At 67.8% G+C, this 16,830-nt stretch carries 16 protein-coding genes; 14 read left to right on the top strand and 2 right to left on the bottom strand.

The annotated features are described in order from the left end of the window. Window positions 1–108: 108 nt before the first annotated feature. The 7 genes from ACVWYS_RS12445 (at window position 109) to ACVWYS_RS12415 (ending at window position 8,390) form a co-directional block, all read left to right on the top strand. Window positions 109–1,092, top strand: coding sequence for a bifunctional riboflavin kinase/FAD synthetase (locus tag ACVWYS_RS12445; protein ID WP_116767843.1), 984 nt, complete (start codon window positions 109–111; stop codon window positions 1,090–1,092). Between the two features lie 99 nt (window positions 1,093–1,191). Further along, the gene (gene kynA, locus ACVWYS_RS12440; RefSeq protein WP_091249783.1) at window positions 1,192–2,046 is read left to right on the top strand and encodes a tryptophan 2,3-dioxygenase; all 855 of its coding nucleotides are present in this window, start codon (window positions 1,192–1,194) and stop codon (window positions 2,044–2,046) included. Beyond that, entirely contained in the window at window positions 2,043–3,302 is a 1,260-nt protein-coding gene (gene kynU, locus ACVWYS_RS12435; protein ID WP_456509841.1) for a kynureninase, read from the top strand. Before kynA ends, kynU begins: the two co-directional genes overlap by 4 nt. Before the next feature lie 202 nt (window positions 3,303–3,504). Further along, complete coding sequence (gene rpsO / locus ACVWYS_RS12430) at window positions 3,505–3,774, top strand: 30S ribosomal protein S15 (RefSeq protein WP_091249788.1); 270 nt, start codon at window positions 3,505–3,507, stop codon at window positions 3,772–3,774. Between the two features lie 246 nt (window positions 3,775–4,020). Then, entirely contained in the window at window positions 4,021–6,273 is a 2,253-nt protein-coding gene (locus ACVWYS_RS12425) for a polyribonucleotide nucleotidyltransferase (RefSeq protein ID WP_116767853.1), read from the top strand. 197 nt (window positions 6,274–6,470) lie between these two features. Beyond that, the gene (locus ACVWYS_RS12420; RefSeq protein ID WP_456507098.1) at window positions 6,471–7,814 is read left to right on the top strand and encodes a M16 family metallopeptidase; all 1,344 of its coding nucleotides are present in this window, start codon (window positions 6,471–6,473) and stop codon (window positions 7,812–7,814) included. Window positions 7,815–7,892: 78 nt separating this feature from the next. Further along, entirely contained in the window at window positions 7,893–8,390 is a 498-nt protein-coding gene (locus tag ACVWYS_RS12415) for a DUF1579 domain-containing protein (RefSeq protein WP_456507097.1), read from the top strand. Between the two features lie 29 nt (window positions 8,391–8,419). Here ACVWYS_RS12415 and ACVWYS_RS12410 read toward each other — a convergent pair whose 3' ends face one another. Then, the gene (locus tag ACVWYS_RS12410; RefSeq protein WP_456509840.1) at window positions 8,420–8,686 is read right to left on the bottom strand and encodes a MoaD/ThiS family protein; all 267 of its coding nucleotides are present in this window, start codon (window positions 8,684–8,686) and stop codon (window positions 8,420–8,422) included. Between the two features lie 7 nt (window positions 8,687–8,693). Next, window positions 8,694–9,833, bottom strand: a complete 1,140-nt coding sequence (gene moaA / locus ACVWYS_RS12405; protein WP_456509839.1) for a GTP 3',8-cyclase MoaA — start codon at window positions 9,831–9,833, stop codon at window positions 8,694–8,696. A 132-nt stretch (window positions 9,834–9,965) separates the two neighbouring features. Here moaA and ACVWYS_RS12400 point away from each other — a divergent pair, with 132 nt between their 5' ends. The 7 genes from ACVWYS_RS12400 to ACVWYS_RS12370 are packed head-to-tail and all read left to right on the top strand — an operon-like array spanning window position 9,966 to window position 16,773. Beyond that, window positions 9,966–10,709 (top strand): response regulator transcription factor, encoded by a 744-nt coding sequence (locus ACVWYS_RS12400; RefSeq protein ID WP_456509838.1) that lies wholly within the window; start codon window positions 9,966–9,968, stop codon window positions 10,707–10,709. After that, window positions 10,696–12,060 (top strand): sensor histidine kinase, encoded by a 1,365-nt coding sequence (locus ACVWYS_RS12395; RefSeq protein ID WP_456509837.1) that lies wholly within the window; start codon window positions 10,696–10,698, stop codon window positions 12,058–12,060. Before ACVWYS_RS12400 ends, ACVWYS_RS12395 begins: the two co-directional genes overlap by 14 nt. 35 nt (window positions 12,061–12,095) lie before the next feature. Continuing rightward, window positions 12,096–13,979, top strand: a complete 1,884-nt coding sequence (locus tag ACVWYS_RS12390) for a molybdopterin-dependent oxidoreductase (RefSeq protein WP_456509836.1) — start codon at window positions 12,096–12,098, stop codon at window positions 13,977–13,979. Between the two features lie 26 nt (window positions 13,980–14,005). Continuing rightward, window positions 14,006–15,229, top strand: a complete 1,224-nt coding sequence (locus ACVWYS_RS12385; RefSeq protein WP_456509835.1) for a molybdopterin molybdotransferase MoeA — start codon at window positions 14,006–14,008, stop codon at window positions 15,227–15,229. Next, window positions 15,217–15,768 carry a cyclic pyranopterin monophosphate synthase MoaC gene (moaC, locus tag ACVWYS_RS12380; RefSeq protein ID WP_456509834.1) on the top strand — a complete coding sequence of 184 codons (552 nt, stop codon included), beginning with the start codon at window positions 15,217–15,219 and terminating at the stop codon, window positions 15,766–15,768. Before ACVWYS_RS12385 ends, moaC begins: the two co-directional genes overlap by 13 nt. Then, the gene (locus ACVWYS_RS12375; protein WP_116767833.1) at window positions 15,765–16,277 is read left to right on the top strand and encodes a MogA/MoaB family molybdenum cofactor biosynthesis protein; all 513 of its coding nucleotides are present in this window, start codon (window positions 15,765–15,767) and stop codon (window positions 16,275–16,277) included. The genes moaC and ACVWYS_RS12375 overlap by 4 nt, the downstream gene beginning before the upstream one ends. Beyond that, on the top strand, window positions 16,267–16,773 hold the full coding sequence (locus ACVWYS_RS12370) for a molybdenum cofactor biosynthesis protein MoaE (RefSeq protein WP_456509833.1): 507 nt from the start codon (window positions 16,267–16,269) through the stop codon (window positions 16,771–16,773). Before ACVWYS_RS12375 ends, ACVWYS_RS12370 begins: the two co-directional genes overlap by 11 nt. Window positions 16,774–16,830 lie beyond the last annotated feature (57 nt).

Raw genomic sequence — 16,830 nt, 5'->3', positions numbered from 1 at the left:
CCCGTGCGCCGTCCGGAGGCTGCCCGGATTGCGGGTAATCTTAGAGAGTTCCGGAGCCGGCACGGTCCCTCCGGAAGAGTTCATGGCAGGCAGCAAAAGGCGAGGTTGATGGTCCACATCTGGAACGATCTGTCCGAAGTCCCGTCGGACTTTGGTCCTTCGGTTGTCACGTTCGGCAATTTCGACGGCGTTCACCGCGGACACCAGCAGGTGCTGTCGCAGCTCATCCGCACCGCCCGCTTGAACCACGCCCGCGCCGTCGCGATCACCTTCGATCCGCACCCCGCGCAGGTGCACCGTCCGGAATCGGCTCCCGAGCTGATCATGGGGCTGGAGGACAAGCTCGTGGCACTGGGTGAGCTCGGCCTCGATGCCGTGCTGGTGATGAAGTACTCGCTGGAGCTCGCCAGCCATACACCTGAAGAATTTGTCTCCACGGTCCTTGTGGACGCCCTGAAAGCGAGCCACGTGGTGATCGGCCACGATGCCCGGTTCGGCCGCGGCAATTCCGGCGACCTCTCCACCATGCAGGAACTGGGCAGGAAGTTCGGTTTCGAGGTGCTGGTCATCAGTGAGTTCGGCTCTGAAGGCTTCCCCATCCACGACGACGCCGGCACGGACCGCCGCTGTTCGTCCACGTGGGTGCGCGAGGCCCTCCGCGCCGGCGACGTTGCCACCGCCGCTGCCGTACTGGGGAGACCGCACCGGATGCGCGGCGAGGTGGTGCACGGTGCCGCACGCGGCCGCGATCTTGGCTTCCCCACGGCAAACCTGGCGTCGACGGCGAGCGGGTACATTCCCGCGGACGGAATCTACGCCGGCTGGCTCGTGGACCAGGCCGGGACCCGCTGGCCTGCGGCCATCTCCGTGGGCTCCAACCCCACGTTCGACGGCGTGAGCCGTCAGGTAGAAGCCCACGTCATCGACCGCCCGGAGGAGTCCGTAGAGGACTTCGATCTGTACGACCAGACAGTTGTGGTGGAATTCGTCTCCAGGCTGCGCGGCATGGTGGCGTACCGTGGGCCTGAGGCATTGGTGGAGCAGATGCGTCTGGACGTCGTCCAGGCCCATGACATCCTGTTCGCCCGCTGACAACGGGGCCAGACCGGCGTCCAACCCCGCGCCGACGGCGTTCTGACTCACTGGAGCCGCGCGCTGAATCACAGCCAGGCGGCAAGGAAGGCAAGAGACGTGACCATCGAGAAGAACACGAGGGAGCTGGACAGGGACATCGTCCGCGACTTCAGCACGCGGATGAGCTACGCATCCTATTTGCAGTTGCCCACCCTGCTCAGCGCCCAGCAGCCTGTCAGCACCCCGGAACACCACGACGAGATGTTGTTCATCATCCAGCACCAGACCACGGAGCTGTGGCTGAAGCTGGTGCTGCACGAGCTTCGCAGCGCCGCCGCCTGGCTGCGTTCTGACGACCTCGGCTCCGCCCTCAAAGCGATCGCCCGCGTCAAGCACATCCAGAAGACCCTTACCGAGCAGTGGTCCGTGCTGGCCACCCTCACGCCCACCGAGTACTCGCAGTTCCGCGGCTTCCTCGGCAACTCGTCCGGGTTCCAGTCCAGCCAGTACCGGGCGGTCGAGTTCCTGCTCGGCAACAAGAACGCCAAGATGCTTCCGGTCTTCGAATCGGACCCCGAGGCCCACGAAATGCTGCGCGAACTGCTCGACGCCCCCAGCATCTACGACGACTTCCTGGCGTATCTCAAGCGCCAGGGCTTCGACGTCCCGGCCTCCGTGCTGGAACGCGACGTCACCAAGGCCCACGAGTTCTGCCCGGAATTGGTTCCGGTGTTCAAGTACATCTACGAGAACGCCGCCGACAACTGGGGTGCCTATGAGGCCTGCGAGGAACTCGTGGACCTCGAGGACAACTTCCAGCTCTGGCGCTTCCGCCACCTGCGCACCGTCCAGCGCACCATCGGCATGAAGGCCGGCACCGGCGGGTCCAGCGGGGCCGCGTTCTTGCAGAAGGCCCTGGAACTGACCTTCTTCCCGGAGCTCTTCGCAGTGCGGACGGAGATCGGCCAGTGAACGCGATCAATGCGGACACCGCAGGCACCGACGCCCTGTGGCAGCGCGCCCGCGACCTCGACGCCGCGGATCCGCTCGCAAACTACCGCGAACACTTCGTCGGCACGGACACCGACCTGTCCTACCTTGACGGGAACTCGCTCGGACGGCCGCTCAAACGGACCATCACCGACATCAGCACCTTCATCCAGGACAGCTGGGGCGGCCGCCTGATCCGGGGCTGGGATGAGGAGTGGCTCGAACTGCCCCAGGCCATCGGCGACCAGCTCGGCCGCGCGGTGCTCGGTGCGGCGCCCGGACAGACCATCATTGCCGACTCCACCACCGTGGTGCTGTACAAGCTGATCCGCGCCGCCCTGGCCGCCGTCACAGATCCGGCCCGGACCGAAATCGTCCTGGACACGGACAATTTCCCCACCGACCGCTATCTGGTGGAGGGAATCGCCCGCGAACAGGGCCTGACCCTGCGCTGGATCGACGCCGATCCCGCCGCCGGCGTCACCGTCGAGCAGGTGCGGGCCGCGACGGGGCCGGCCACCGGCGTCGTGGTCCTGAGCCAGATCGCCTACCGTTCCGGTTTCCTCGCCGACCTGCCGGCCGTCACCGCCGCAATCCACGACGCCGGCGCCCTGGTGGTGTGGGACCTTTGCCACTCCGCCGGATCTGTGGAGATCGCATTGGACGACGCCGACGTCGACTTTGCGGCAGGCTGCACCTACAAATACCTGAACGGGGGACCGGGCTCGCCCGCGTTCGCCTACGTCAACGACCGGCACCTGGCCGGGCTGCAGCAGCCGATCTGGGGCTGGATGGGACGCAAGGACGCGTTCGAAATGGGTCCCGGCTACGAGGCCGCTCCCGGCATCCGCGGCTTCCTCAGCGGCACCCCGGCCATCTTCGGGATGCTCGCCATGCGCGGCACGCTGGACCTGATCGAGGAAGTGGGCATGGCCGCGCTCCGCGCGAAGTCGCGGGTGCTGACGGCCTTCGCCCTCGAACTCTACGACGCCTGGCTGGCACCGGCCGGCGTGCAGCTGTCCACCCCGCGGGACCCCGAACTGCGCGGCAGCCACGTGACGATCGACCACCCTGCTTTCCGTGAAATGACGGCCGCCTTGTGGGATCAGGACGTGATTCCCGATTTCCGTGCCCCGCAGGGCATCAGGATCGGGCTGTCTCCGCTCAGCACCTCCTTTGAGGAGCTGTACCGCGGCCTCGCTGCCATCCGGGAGCTGCTTTCGGGCCCGGAGAACTGAGCCCCTTCGCCGGCTGGCACGGCAGGCGGTTTCGACAAGATCGCGGACGTGCCACTAAACTAAACGTTGGATCCGGCTGCAGTCCGTGGCGGCTGGTTCCTGTTGTGTACGGGATACCTGGCTTCGGCAGGGTGTTCCGGGACGGCACCCCCGGCAGTGAAGTACTGTTTTCGGGCCTCACGGCACATCTCTAGGAGTTAACGTGGCACTTGAAGCCGCTGTAAAGCAGTCCATCATCAAGGAATTCGCAACGTCCGAGGGCGACACCGGTTCGCCGGAGGTCCAGGTTGCAGTCCTGACTCAGCGGATCAAGGATCTCACTGAGCACATGAAGGTGCACAAGCACGACTACCACACCCAGCGCGGTCTGCTGGCCATGGTTGGTCGTCGCAAGCGCATGCTCACCTACCTCAAGAACACTGACATCACCCGCTACCGTCAGCTCATCGAGCGCCTCGGCCTGCGTCGCTAGTCAGCTTTAAGGGGCGGCCCCTTCCGGACCGGAAAGGGCCGCCTTCTTCAGGACAAAACTAAACAGGAGGATCAACCGCATCACGCATTCGCGGTCCTCGGTAGTGATTCCCGGGAACGGCTTCAAGGATTGAAGCCCGGCCCGTGGGTCTCGATCGATGACCGGGTGCAGTGCAGGCCAGTAGACAGATGCTGGGCTGGGTTGATGCGGCTGGGCTCCGTGAACCATGAAACGGAGGTGACTCTCTTGGAGGGTCCCGAAATCCAGTTCTCAGAAGCAGTCATTGACAATGGCCGCTTCGGCAAGCGTGTAATCCGCTTCGAAACCGGCCGTCTTGCCAAGCAGGCCGCCGGCGCAGCGATGGTCTACATCGATGAAGAGACCGCACTGCTGTCCGCCACCACCGCCGGCAAGCACCCGCGTGAAGGCTTCGACTTCTTCCCGCTGACGGTCGACGTCGAAGAGCGCATGTACGCTGCCGGCCGTATCCCGGGCTCGTTCTTCCGCCGCGAAGGCCGCCCTTCCACGGAAGCCATCCTGGCCTGCCGCCTCATGGACCGCCCGCTGCGCCCGGCATTCGTCAAGGGCCTGCGCAACGAGGTCCAGATCGTCGTCACCGTGCTGTCCATCAACCCGGACGAGCTCTACGACGTCGTGGCCATCAACGCTTCCTCGATGTCCACCCAGCTTTCCGGCCTGCCCTTCTCCGGCCCGATCGGCGGCGTCCGCGTTGCCCTCGTCGCCGACGAGCACGGCTCGCAGTGGGTTGCGTTCCCGAAGCACTCCCAGCTCGAGAACGCCGTCTTCAACATGGTCGTTGCCGGCCGCATTGCTGGCGATGACGTCGCCATCATGATGGTTGAAGCCGAAGCTACCGACAACTCCTGGAACCTCATCAAGGAACAGGGCGCCACCGCCCCGACCGAAGAAGTTGTCTCCGAAGGCCTCGAGGCCGCCAAGCCGTTCATCAAGGCCCTCTGCGAAGCACAGTCTGACCTGGCAGCCCGCGCGGCCAAGCCGACCGTCGAGTTCCCGGTCTTCCTGGACTACCAGGACGACGTCTACGCCGCCGTCGAATCCGCTGCCGCCGAAAAGCTGGCCGCCGTCTTCCAGATCGCCGACAAGCAGGAACGCGACACCGCCTCCGACGAGCTCAAGGACGAGGTCACTTCTTCCCTGGCCGGCCAGTTCGAAGGCCGTGAGAAGGAGCTGTCCGCAGCCTTCCGCTCCGTCACCAAGCAGGTTGTGCGCCAGCGCATCCTCAAGGACCAGATCCGCATCGACGGCCGCGGCCTGACGGACATCCGCCAGCTCACCGCCGAGGTTGAGGTCCTGCCCCGCGTTCACGGCTCTGCCATCTTCGAGCGCGGCGAGACGCAGATCATGGGTGTCACCACGCTGAACATGCTCAAGATGGAACAGCAGATCGACTCGCTGTCTCCCGTGACGCGCAAGCGCTACATGCACAACTACAACTTCCCGCCGTACTCCACCGGCGAGACCGGCCGCGTCGGTTCCCCGAAGCGCCGCGAAATCGGTCACGGAGCCCTCGCAGAGCGCGCCATCATGCCGGTGCTGCCCTCCCGCGAGGAATTCCCCTACGCCATCCGCCAGGTGTCTGAGGCCCTCAGCTCCAACGGTTCGACGTCGATGGGTTCCGTCTGCGCGTCCACGCTGTCCCTGCTCAACGCAGGTGTGCCGCTGAAGGCCGCTGTTGCCGGTATCGCCATGGGCCTGGTCTCCGACCAGGTTGACGGCCAGACCCGCTACGCTGCCCTGACCGATATCCTCGGCGCCGAAGATGCTTTCGGCGACATGGACTTCAAGGTTGCCGGTACCTCCGAGTTCGTCACGGCCATCCAGCTGGACACGAAGCTCGACGGCATCCCGGCCTCCGTGCTGGCAGCCGCCCTGAAGCAGGCCCGCGAAGCCCGCCTGCACATCCTGGACGTCCTGAACTCCGCGATCGACACCCCGGACGAGCTCTCCGAGTTCGCGCCGCGCGTCATCGCGGTCAAGATCCCGGTAGACAAGATCGGCGAGGTCATCGGCCCGAAGGGCAAGATGATCAACCAGATCCAGGAAGACACCGGAGCCGACATCTCGATCGAGGACGACGGAACTGTCTACATCGGCGCCACGAACGGCCCGTCTGCCGACGCAGCACGGTCCGCGATCAACGCCATCGCCAACCCGCAGATCCCGGAAATCGGTGAGCGTTACCTGGGCACGGTCGTCAAGACCACCACCTTCGGCGCCTTCGTTTCCCTGACCCCGGGCAAGGACGGTCTGCTGCACATCTCCGAGCTGCGCAAGATCGCCGGTGGCAAGCGCGTGGACAACGTCGAGGACGTCGTCTCCGTCGGCCAGAAGATCCAGGTGGAAATCACCAAGATCGACGACCGCGGCAAGCTCTCCCTGTCGCCCGTTGTGGCCGACGAGGCAGGCTCCGAGGACGCAGACAGCGCTGAGGTCTCCGCGGACGCCGCAGCAGAGTAGTCTCTCCCGACCAAACGGCGGGGCCGGTGGATCATCCACCGGCCCCGCCGATGGTTAAAGCCCTCGTGGATGCCCTCGTAGGTATCCCTGCAGATGTTCCTGCTTATGTCCAGGGAGCAGCCGCCGGGGGAGTGGCCCGCTGGTACGATGGCAGGCAGATTTGACGCATTATTTTGATGGTTTATGGAAAGGCCTTGATGACAGTCGTCCCCCTGCCGCTTGAGCAGAATCAGCACGCAGACACCCTGATCCACGGAGCCGACGGCGGTTCCGAGGTTCGCCGCTCGGTCCTTCCCGGCGGTGTCCGCGTGCTGACCGAAGCCATGCCCGGCCAGCGGTCGGCAACCATCGGTTTTTGGGTCGGTGTGGGCTCACGCGACGAGGCCCCCGGGCAGCACGGCTCCACCCACTTCCTGGAACACCTGCTGTTCAAAGGCACCAAGCGCCGGACCGCCCTGGAAATCGCCTCGGCCTTCGACGAGGTCGGCGGGGAATCAAACGCCGCCACCGCGAAGGAAAGCACCTGCTACTTCGCCCGCGTCCTGGACACTGACCTCCCCATGGCGATCGACGTCATCGCCGACATGATCACCGGGGCCGTCCTGGACCCGCAGGAGATGGAGCAGGAACGCGACGTCATCCTCGAGGAAATCGCGATGGACAGCGACGACCCCACGGACGTCGCGCATGAGCACTTTGTCGCCGCCGTCCTCGGATCCCACCCCCTCGGCCGCCCGATCGGCGGCACCCCGGCAGCCATCCGCGCCGTGGCCCGCGACTCGGTGTGGGACCACTACCGCCGTTACTACCGTCCCGACGAGCTCGTGGTCACCGCCGCCGGCGGGCTGGACCACGACGTCGTCTGCGGGCTTGTGGTGGATGCCCTGCACTCCGCCGGCTGGAACCTTGAGCCCGCCGCCGCTCCCGTGCAGCGCCGCTCCACCGAGCGCGCGGACATCACCGGCACCGCCGGCCTGCACGTCGTCAAGCGTCCCGTGGAACAGGCCAATATCATCATGGGGTGCCCGTCGCTGGTCGCCACAGACGACCGCCGCTTCGTCATGAGCGTTCTCAACGCCGTCCTTGGCGGCGGCATGTCGTCCCGGCTGTTCCAGGAGGTCCGCGAGAAGCGCGGACTCGTCTACTCCACCTACTCTTTCGCCTCCTCGTACGCCGACGCCGGCTATTTCGGCATGTACGCCGGCTGCACGCCGTCGAAGGTCCGGCAGGTTATCGGGCTGCTCGGCGCAGAACTGGACAAGCTGGCCTCCGACGGAATCTCCGACGAGGAACTCCGCAAGGCAGTGGGACAGCTGTGCGGCGGCATCGTGCTGGCACTGGAGGACACCGGTTCCCGGATGTCCCGGCTGGGCCGCGCGGAGCTGGTGTCCGGCGAGTACCAGGACATCGACGAGACCCTGCGCCAGATCAAAGCCGTCACCGCAGCGGAAGTCCAGGAGCTCGCCCGTCAGCTCGCGGCCGCGCCGCGGACCGTCACGGTGGTGGGTCCGTTTGAGGAAACCGAGACGTTCGGGCTCTAGCTTTGTAAATCGCCGGTCTTTACACCGGCGCAGGCACGGCGTGATGATGGTGGCGGGGTCACTCGGGAGGAACTCCGCATGGGAGGAACTGTAGACCGGCCGCTGCCAGGCAGTGCATGCGCCGTGCTTGAGCCATTCCTGGGCCGTTGGACGGGGACCACACACTGGGAGGCCACCGCATGGGGTCCGGCGCGCAGCGCGGAATCCGAGATCATCTTCTCTCCGGCGGCCGCCGGGCTGGCTGTGACACAGAGCTACCGCCACACGGATGAAGACGGATCCCGCTCCGAAGGTCATGGCGTCTTCACAATGGACCCGGATCGCCCCGACACCTTCTGGTACCACGTCAACAGCATGGGGCTGCCGCCCGAGGCGCCCGCGCGCGCGAGCTGGGAAGCCGGCACCCTGACCGTGGAACGACGCAGCGACCGCGGCACCGCGCGGCACACCTTCCGGGTGGACGACGGCGTCCTGACGCACGCTGCCGGGCTCCGCCTGGGCAAGGCGAGCGAGTTCACCACCTTTATGACCACCGTCTGCCGTCGCGTCCCTGAAGGCGCCTCCGTCCCGGCCTGAGGTTAGCCGATGCGTCGCGCCGTTGAGGCCTAGCCGCCGGCGAACGGCGGCAGCACGTCCACGACGTCGGCCTGCTGGAGCGTCTTTGCATGGTCACGCACGGCCACCTCGTTGAGCAGGAAGCTGGAACGGGACAGGACGCGTGCCAGCGGCGGTGTACCGGCCGGCGGCTCGGGGCGTTCGACGGCGAGGATCGCCTCAAGCAGCGAGGCGAGGGTGTCGCCGTCGGCGAGGTCGAAGCGTTCTTCATCCACGCCGGCGGCAGCGCGCGCGGCAGCGAAGTAGCGTACGTTCACGAAAAAGTCAGCCTCCGATGGCGCTCATGCTGCGGTCCGGCTGGACAAAGTCGGGGGCGTCGAGCCCCACATGGTCCATGCCGTGGGCCTTGGGCTTGATCCACATGGCATCCTGCCAGCGTTCGGCCAGTTGTTCGTCGCTTGCACCCTCGCGCAGCAGCCCCAGCAGGTCCACTTCCTCGCGCGAGAACAGGCAGCTCATGATCTTGCCTTCGGCAGTGATGCGCGTGCGGCGGCAGTCTGAGCAGAATGGCTCCGTAACGGAGGCGATGATGCCCACGGTGCCGAGCACGGGGCCGGTGGCCTCGCCGGTGCCGGGAACGCGTGCACGAACTTCGAACCGTTCCGCCGGGGCGCCGTCGCGGTCCCGCGGGTCGGAACTGAGCACGTAGTCGGTGGAGAGCAGCCCGCGGATCTCCGCAGCGGTGATCATGTTCCGGCGGGTCCAGCCGTGGTCCGCATCCAGCGGCATCTGCTCGATGAAGCGCAACTCATAGCCGCGGTCCAGCGCCCAGGCCAGCAAGGCCGGCGACTCGGCGTCGTTGATGCCGCGCATGAGCACGGCGTTGAGCTTGACCGGACCCAGGCCCGCAGCCCAGGCGGCGTCCACGCCGGCGAGGACCTTGTCCAGGAAGGGGCGGCGGGTCAGCTTGGCGAAGGTTTCCTCGTGCAGGGAATCGAGGGAGACATTGATCCGGGAGAGTCCGGCAGCCTTGAGCCCGGCAGCCTTCTTGTCCAAGCCGACGGCGTTGGTGGTCATGGAGATCGGCAGCTCAGGGTGGGCCCGGCGGAGCGCGGAGATAATGTCCAGCAGATCCGCGCGCACCAGCGGCTCGCCTCCGGTCAGCCGGAGTTCGCGCACGCCCAGCATGTCGACGCCGATCCGCACAATCCGCACGATCTCCTCGGCGGACATCACCGCCTGTTTGGACAGCCACTCCAGGCCCTCGGCTGGCATGCAGTACGTGCAGCGCAGGTTGCACTTGTCCGTCAGCGATAAGCGCATGTCCGTGGCACGGCGGCCGTAACGATCGACGAGCCCGGCAGGCAGGCCGTGCGGGCGCCCGGACAGCGCGGCTGCGGCAGGCGTGCCTGTTCCGGGACTGCCTGCCTCGCGGGGCTGGGGCATACCCAGTTGAACTGTCATAGAGTCAGGCTACGCCACCCCGCGGCAGACGTCACAGCCGCGTGACGGCAGGGATATTACGTCTTCGGGAACGATGTCCGGCAGGGCTTCGGATGCCTGCCCGCGGCGCGGCCGCGAACCTATGCTGGAAGCGTGAACACGACCCAGCAGGCCTTGGATGCAACGGAGTACCGGCGCATCCTCCTCGTCGAAGACGAGCCGACCATCGCCGGGGTGGTCCGCGACTATCTCGTCCAGGCGGGATTCCAGGTGGTCCTCGCCGCCGACGGGTTCACGGCCCTGCGCTTGGCCGCGGAACGCAGGCCGGACCTAGTCCTGCTGGACCGGATGCTGCCGGGCCTGGACGGCGTGGAAGTCTGCCGCCGGCTGCGGGCAGCACATAGTGTCCCGGTCATCATGCTCACGGCCTTGGGCACCGAGGACGATCGGATCCTGGGCCTGGAAGCCGGCGCGGACGACTACGTCACCAAACCGTTCTCGCCCCGCGAACTGGTCCTGCGCGTCCGCTCGGTCCTGCGCCGGAGCATTCCCGAATTCAGTCCCGAGCCCTCCATCGAAGTGGGCGGCTTCGACCTCAGCCCGGCCGCGCGCACGGTCACCCGCCACGGCCGGCCCCTGGCGCTGACCGCGCGGGAATTCGACCTGCTGGCCTTCATGCTGCGCCGTCCCCGCCAGGTCTTCAGCCGCGAAGAGCTCATGAAGGCCGTGTGGGGCTGGGATTACGGTGACCTCTCGACGGTGACGGTCCACGTGCGCAGGCTGCGCGAGAAGATCGAGGACGACCCCACCCGCCCCGCCATCCTGAAAACGGTCTGGGGCGTCGGCTACCGACTGGACCCCAGCGACGAGGAAGAAACCGCCGGTGCAGACCTCTGAACTCCTGACCATCATCGGCTGGGCCGTGGCATGGGGCGCCGTGATCGGGGCCGCATCCCTGCTCGTGCTGAAACCGCTGCGCAAGGCCTCCTTCGCGGTGCAGATCTGTGTGGTGGTCCTCGCCGCCGTGGCGGTCCTGGTCGCCGGAATGGTCAGCGCCTTCAACGCCATGTTCATCTCGGCCCGGGACCTCGAGGTCATGTGGTACGTCCTGGCCGTGGCCTCTGCGGTGGCCGTTGCAATCGCCCTGGTGCTGGGATCGCGGGTGTCGCGGAACGCCAGGCACCTGGTCGAGGCCGCTCGGAGCATCGGCCGCGGTGAGAGCCCGGGGATCCAGTCCCCGGTGATGAGCCACGAACTGGCCGCCCTCGCCGCGGAGCTCGACTCCAGCAGCCGGAAGCTGGAGGCGTCCCGGCAGCGGGAGACCGCCGTCGAGAACGCCCGCCGCGAACTCGTCAGCTGGATCTCCCACGACCTCCGGACGCCGCTGGCGAGCATGCGGGCCATGACCGAGGCGCTGGAAGACGGCATGGCATCGGATGTCCCCGGCTATTACCGCAAGATCATCGCTCAGACGGACCTCATGGCGGGCATGGTCAACGACCTCCTGGAACTGTCGAAGATCCATGCCGGGACTATGCGGCTCAAAGCCGAGCCGCTGGACCTGTACGACGTCGCCAGCGACGCCATCGCCGACCTCGCCGCGCTGGCGCAGCAGCATGGCGTCACGCTCGACGGCGGCGGCCGGCGCGAGTGCCTGGCTCTCGCCGACGGCCCCTCGATGGGACGCGCCATCCGGAACGTCGTGCTGAACGCCATCGTCCACAGCCCGCCGGGCTCCCGCGTCACCGTCCAAGTGGGGCGGGAAGGGGACCGGGCCGTCGTCGCCGTCACCGACGGCTGCGGCGGGATCCCCGAAGAGGACCTGCCGCATGTCTTCGAGACCGGCTGGCAAAAGGATCCCGCCCGGCGCCCGGCGAGCCGTCTGCCCGCTCCGGACGACGCGGGAGTGCCAGGGTCGGACGAGCCGGCAGGCACCTTGCGCTACAGCGGGGCCGGGCTTGGCCTGAGCATCGTCGCCGGAATCGTCCAGGCCCATGAGGGGACCGTCACCGTGGAGAACGTCGACGGCGGATGCCGCTTCTCGCTGCTGCTTCCCGGCCAGGAGGTCTCGGGCAGGGAGGTCCCTGCCAGGGAGGCCTCCGGCCACGAGACGGCGGTGCCGGCATCCCCGGCGGACGTTCCGTCCGCTGGCGGCCTCGCTCCCGGCGCGTCCTCGGCGGGCGGGGAACAGGACAGTCGTCCGCCGGACCCGGCGGACGAGACGCTCCACACCGGACGCGCGCAGTGAACCGCGGCGCGGGCCTGGACGAACAGGGGGCCGAAATGGACAAGGACATGCACAAGCGGTTGGACCAGTACACGGCCCAAGCAACGGATGAGGACACGGGCAAGGCCATGGATAAGGAAATCACCGGTCAGGACCAGCAACGCGCTGGAACGCAGGTGCAGAAGTCCACGCAAAGCCGGCCCAGGAAAGACCGTTCGAAGGACCGGCGGACGCGGGACCTGTGGGCCGCCGCGGCCGGACTGGTGGCCGTCGGGACCGCAGTGGTGCTCGGCGAACTCACGGCCAGCCTGGTGAGCCCCACAGTTTCTCCCGTGACGGCCGTTGGCGGGGCAGTGATCGATGCCGTCCCGCCGGGCGTCAAAGAATGGGTCATCTCCGTCTTTGGTACCGCGGACAAACTGGCACTCCTCGGTGGCATGGCACTGGTCATCGCCGCGCTCGCCGCCTTGTCCGGGGTCCTGGAAGTGCGGCGCCGATTCGCCGGGGTGGCCATCATCGCGGTCTTCGGCGCCGTGGGCCTCGTGGCCGTCCTGAGCCGGGCCGACCTGACTGCGAACGCCATCCCCGTCCCGGTGCTGGTGGCACTCGTGGGGATCGCCCTGCTGCGCTGGCTCATCCGCAAACTCGAGACGTGGCTGCCCGACCCGAACGGAGCCCCGGACGGAGCCACGGACCGGGAGCCGGCCGCGGCGGCGGTCCCGCCGGAGCCCGACCCGTCCGAAACCCGGGCCGCGGCGCAGTCTGTCCCGGTGGTGGCCCCGGCCGCGGAGACGTCCCCGCCGGAAACCCCTGCCGCCGCGCGGGCCGCCGAGCCTCCGGCCGCCGAGCCTCCGGCCGGCGAGGCCGGACCTGCCCGGCGCCGCTTCCTGCTGGCCCTCGGCGGAACCGCCGCGGTTGCCGCCGTCGCGGGTGTGCTCGCGTCCACCCTCAGGGGAGCCGCCGCCGTCGTCAGTGACGTGCGCAGCAAGCTGGCCATCCCGAAGGCCGCCTCACCGGCGCCGCCCATCCCCGCGGGCGCAGAGATCCGGCTGGACGGCCTCGGACCGCTCGTGACCCCCAACAAGGACTTCTACCGGATCGACACCGCCCTGCGCGTGCCTCTGGTGGACCCGGCGCAATGGACGCTGAAGGTCACCGGCCTGGTGGAACGCGAGATTGAACTCGACTTTGCCACCCTCCTGGCCAAACCCCTGACAGAACGCCATGTGACCATCGCCTGCGTCTCCAACGAGGTGGGCGGAGACCTGATCGGCAACGCCAAGTGGCTCGGCTGGCCGGTCCGCGAACTGCTCGCCATGGCCGGACCCAAGCCCGGAGCGGACATGGTGCTCTCCCGCAGCACGGACGGCTGGACGGCCGGGACGCCGCTGGAGGCCCTCACAGACAGCCGCGACGCGCTGCTGGTCGTGGGAATGAACGGCGAGCCGCTCCCGCTGGAGCACGGTTTCCCGGTCCGGATGATCGTGCCCGGGCTGTACGGCTACGTCTCGGCCACCAAGTGGGTCACCGAACTGAAAGTGACCCGCTACGCGGACGATGTCGCCTACTGGACGCCCCGCGGCTGGAGCGAGCGCGGGCCCATCAAGACCTCGTCCCGCATCGACGTGCCGCAGGACGGGCGCAGCGTGACGGCAGGGACCGTGGTGTTCGGCGGGGTCGCGTGGGACCAGCACACGGGCATCGGCAAGGTGGAGCTGCGGGTCAACCGGGGCGACTGGAACCAGGCCGAGCTCGCCCCGGGCATTTCGAAGGACACGTGGTACCAGTGGAAGCTGGCACTTCCGCTGACTCCGGGCCGGTACGAGGTCCAGGTCCGGGCCACGGACCTCGAGGGCGTCCCGCAAGTGGAGGAGTCCGCCCCCGTCGCGCCGAGCGGGGCCACCGGCTTTCACACGGTTAGAGTTGACGTGAAATCCTAGTGAGCTGAGCAAAGGTCAGGACACGCATGCACCGCACCGAGACAAGGCACATCAGCGTGGAAGCGCACCGGGACAAGGTCCGCGCCCTGCTCGCGCCGCTCCGCACCGATGACCGGGTGGAACGGCTCCCGCTGCTTGAAGCCTTGGGCCGGGGACTCGCTGTCGACATCGCGGCACCGCTGGATCTTCCCCCCTTTGCCAACTCCCAGATGGACGGTTTCGCGATCCGCAGCGGCGACGTGCCCGACGGCGGCACGGAACTGCGCGTCGTCGCGCCTGTTCCGGCCGGCGCCGCACCGGCGGAACTGCCCGTCGGCACCGCCGCGCCGATCATGACCGGAGCCATGATGCCGGCCGGAGCCGACGCCGTCGTGCCCATTGAACAGGCGGTGCCCGATTCGTTCCCCGCGCCCGGCGAGCCCGCCACGGTTCGCCTGCCGGCCACGGCTGCGGGAACTTTTGTGCGCGACATCGGCAGTGACATCCACTCCGGCGAGCCCGCCCTCGGCTCCGGGACATTCCTTGGCCCCGGCCAGCTGGGACTCCTGGCGGCCATGGGCTTCACGGACGTGCCCGTCCGTCCTTCGCTGCGTGTCCTGCTGGTCACCACCGGCGACGAAGTCGTGGAACCGGGCAGCCCGCTGGGACCTGGCAAGATCTTCGACTCCAACGGCACGCTGCTCGAAGCCTCCATGCGCCAGGCCGGCCTCGAGGTCACCAGGACGGGCATATCCACGGACCGGCCGGAGGAGCTCGCCCTGCTGCTGCGCCGGCACGCCCCGGACGTGGACCTGATCGTCACCACCGGTGGTGTCAGCAAGGGCGCCTACGAAGTGGTCCGCCAGGCCATGGCCGGACACGACGTCGACTTCACTGCAGTGGCCATGCAGCCGGGCGGACCGCAGGGGATCGGCAGCTTCGACGGCGTCCCCGTGCTGGGGTTCCCCGGTAACCCGGTGAGCTGCCTCGTGTCATTTGAAATGTTCCTGCGCCCCGTCCTCACCGAACTCTTCGGCGCTCCCGCGCCGCGGCCCGCCGTCCGGGCCCGGCTGGCCGAGGCGCTGACCTCCCCGCCGGGCAAGCACCAGGTCCGGCGCGGCACCCTGGCTCCGGACGGCACGGTCCGGCTGGAGGGCGGTGCCGGCTCACACCTGGTGCACGCACTGGCCCGTTCCAACGCCCTGGTCCACGTTCCCGAGGGCACAGCGGCTCTCGCTGCGGGCGATGAAGTGGAAGTATGGATTCTGTGAATGAAGCAGAGAACGCTGAGGCAACTCCCGCGCCAGCGGAAAACAGCAAAGCGGAAGATAGCGCAGGGGACAACACCCGCCTGACCCACCTCCGCCACGATGGCACGGCCCAGATGGTTGATGTGTCCAACAAGGCAGAGTCCACCCGGGAAGCCACGGCCACCGCGACCGTCCGCAGCACGGCGGAGGTCCTCGCGCTCCTCGGCGGCGGCGAGCTCCCGAAGGGGGACGCCCTGGCCGTTGCCCGCATCGCCGGGATCATGGCGGCGAAAAAGACACCGGATCTCATCCCGCTCTGCCACCCGCTGCCGATCGCCAAGGTCACCATCGACTTCGAGCTCGACACCGCCTCCGTCACGGTGTTTGCCACCGTCAAGACCCGCGGCGTCACCGGGGTCGAGATGGAGGCCCTGACCGCGGCGTCGGTTGCGGCACTGAGCGTCTACGACATGATCAAGGCCGTGGACAAGCACGCGGTCCTGACCGATATCAAAGTGCTCGCCAAAAGTGGCGGCAAGAGCGGGGACTGGACCCTATGAACATGCCCGAACCGCACCGCCACGGCGAAGCCACCGGCCGGAAGGCCGGCGTCGTGATCGCCTCCACCCGCGCGGCCGCCGGCGTATACGAGGACCTCACGGGGCCCGTCATCGTCGACTGGCTCACCGAACACGGCTTTGAGCCGTTCCCGGCCCTGGTGGTTCCGGACGGGGCTCCGGTGGGAGCCGCGCTGCGTGCCCTGCTGAGTCAGCAGCCGGCCGTCATCATTACCAGCGGCGGCACAGGCCTCAGCCCCACCGACGCGACCCCTGAGGAGACCCTGCCCCTGCTGGACCGGGAAATCCCGGGCATCATGGAAGGCATCCGCAGTGCCGGGACAGCCAAGACGCCCATGGCCATGCTCAGCCGTGGCCACGCGGGCGCGGCCGGCCAGACCTTCATCGTGAACCTGCCCGGATCACCGAAGGGCGTCATGGATGGCCTGAGCGTGCTCGATCCCATCCTTGGACATCTTTGCGACCAGCTGGAAGGCAGTCATGGGCACTGAAACAGGATTTGAAGTGGTGCACGCCGTCCTGAGCGCCGAACCTATCTCGGTGGAGCAGGCCATTGCGGCCGTCGAATCGGACACCGCCGGCGCGGTGGTCAGCTTCAGCGGCGTCGTCCGGAACCACGACGGCGGCAAGCGGGTTTCGCGGCTCAGCTACAGCGCCCACCCGACGGCGCACCAGGTGATGGCCGACGTCGTCGCCCGGCTCGTGGCGGAACACTCGGTCCCGGCCGGTGGCCCGGCGTCCGACGGATCTTCGGATGACGGCGGCGCTGAACAGCGTCAGCAGCCGGTGCGGATCTGGGCCGCGCACAGGATCGGCATGCTCGAGATCGGCGACCCCGCCCTGGTCTGCGCCGTTTCCGCAGCGCATCGCGGCCAGGCCTTCGAGGTGTGCGCCGAACTCGTGGACCGGATCAAGGCCCAGGTGCCCATCTGGAAAGAGCAGTTTTTCGCCGACGGCACCGTCGAATGGGTCGGGGCCGGCGAGTAGGCGCACGGCCCGTGTAACTCAAGGCCGCCGGTTCCAGAGGGCAACGGCCCCGGCGGT

This window comes from Arthrobacter sp. TE12231, assembly GCF_054062895.1.
This window is presented reverse-complemented; position numbering and strand designations above follow the sequence as displayed.

Excerpts from the sequence above, each read along its gene's own strand:
- ACVWYS_RS12445 (WP_116767843.1), top strand. The coding sequence starts at position 109 with ATGGTCCACATCTGGAACGATCTGTCCGAAGTCCCGTCGGACTTTGGT.
- ACVWYS_RS12420 (WP_456507098.1), top strand. The coding sequence starts at position 6,471 with ATGACAGTCGTCCCCCTGCCGCTTGAGCAGAATCAGCACGCAGACACC.
- ACVWYS_RS12415 (WP_456507097.1), top strand. The coding sequence starts at position 7,893 with ATGGGAGGAACTGTAGACCGGCCGCTGCCAGGCAGTGCATGCGCCGTG.
- moaA (WP_456509839.1), bottom strand. The coding sequence starts at position 9,833 with ATGACAGTTCAACTGGGTATGCCCCAGCCCCGCGAGGCAGGCAGTCCC.
- ACVWYS_RS12390 (WP_456509836.1), top strand. The coding sequence starts at position 12,096 with ATGGACAAGGACATGCACAAGCGGTTGGACCAGTACACGGCCCAAGCA.
- ACVWYS_RS12385 (WP_456509835.1), top strand. The coding sequence starts at position 14,006 with ATGCACCGCACCGAGACAAGGCACATCAGCGTGGAAGCGCACCGGGAC.
- moaC (WP_456509834.1), top strand. The coding sequence starts at position 15,217 with ATGGATTCTGTGAATGAAGCAGAGAACGCTGAGGCAACTCCCGCGCCA.
- ACVWYS_RS12375 (WP_116767833.1), top strand. The coding sequence starts at position 15,765 with ATGAACATGCCCGAACCGCACCGCCACGGCGAAGCCACCGGCCGGAAG.
- ACVWYS_RS12370 (WP_456509833.1), top strand. The coding sequence starts at position 16,267 with ATGGGCACTGAAACAGGATTTGAAGTGGTGCACGCCGTCCTGAGCGCC.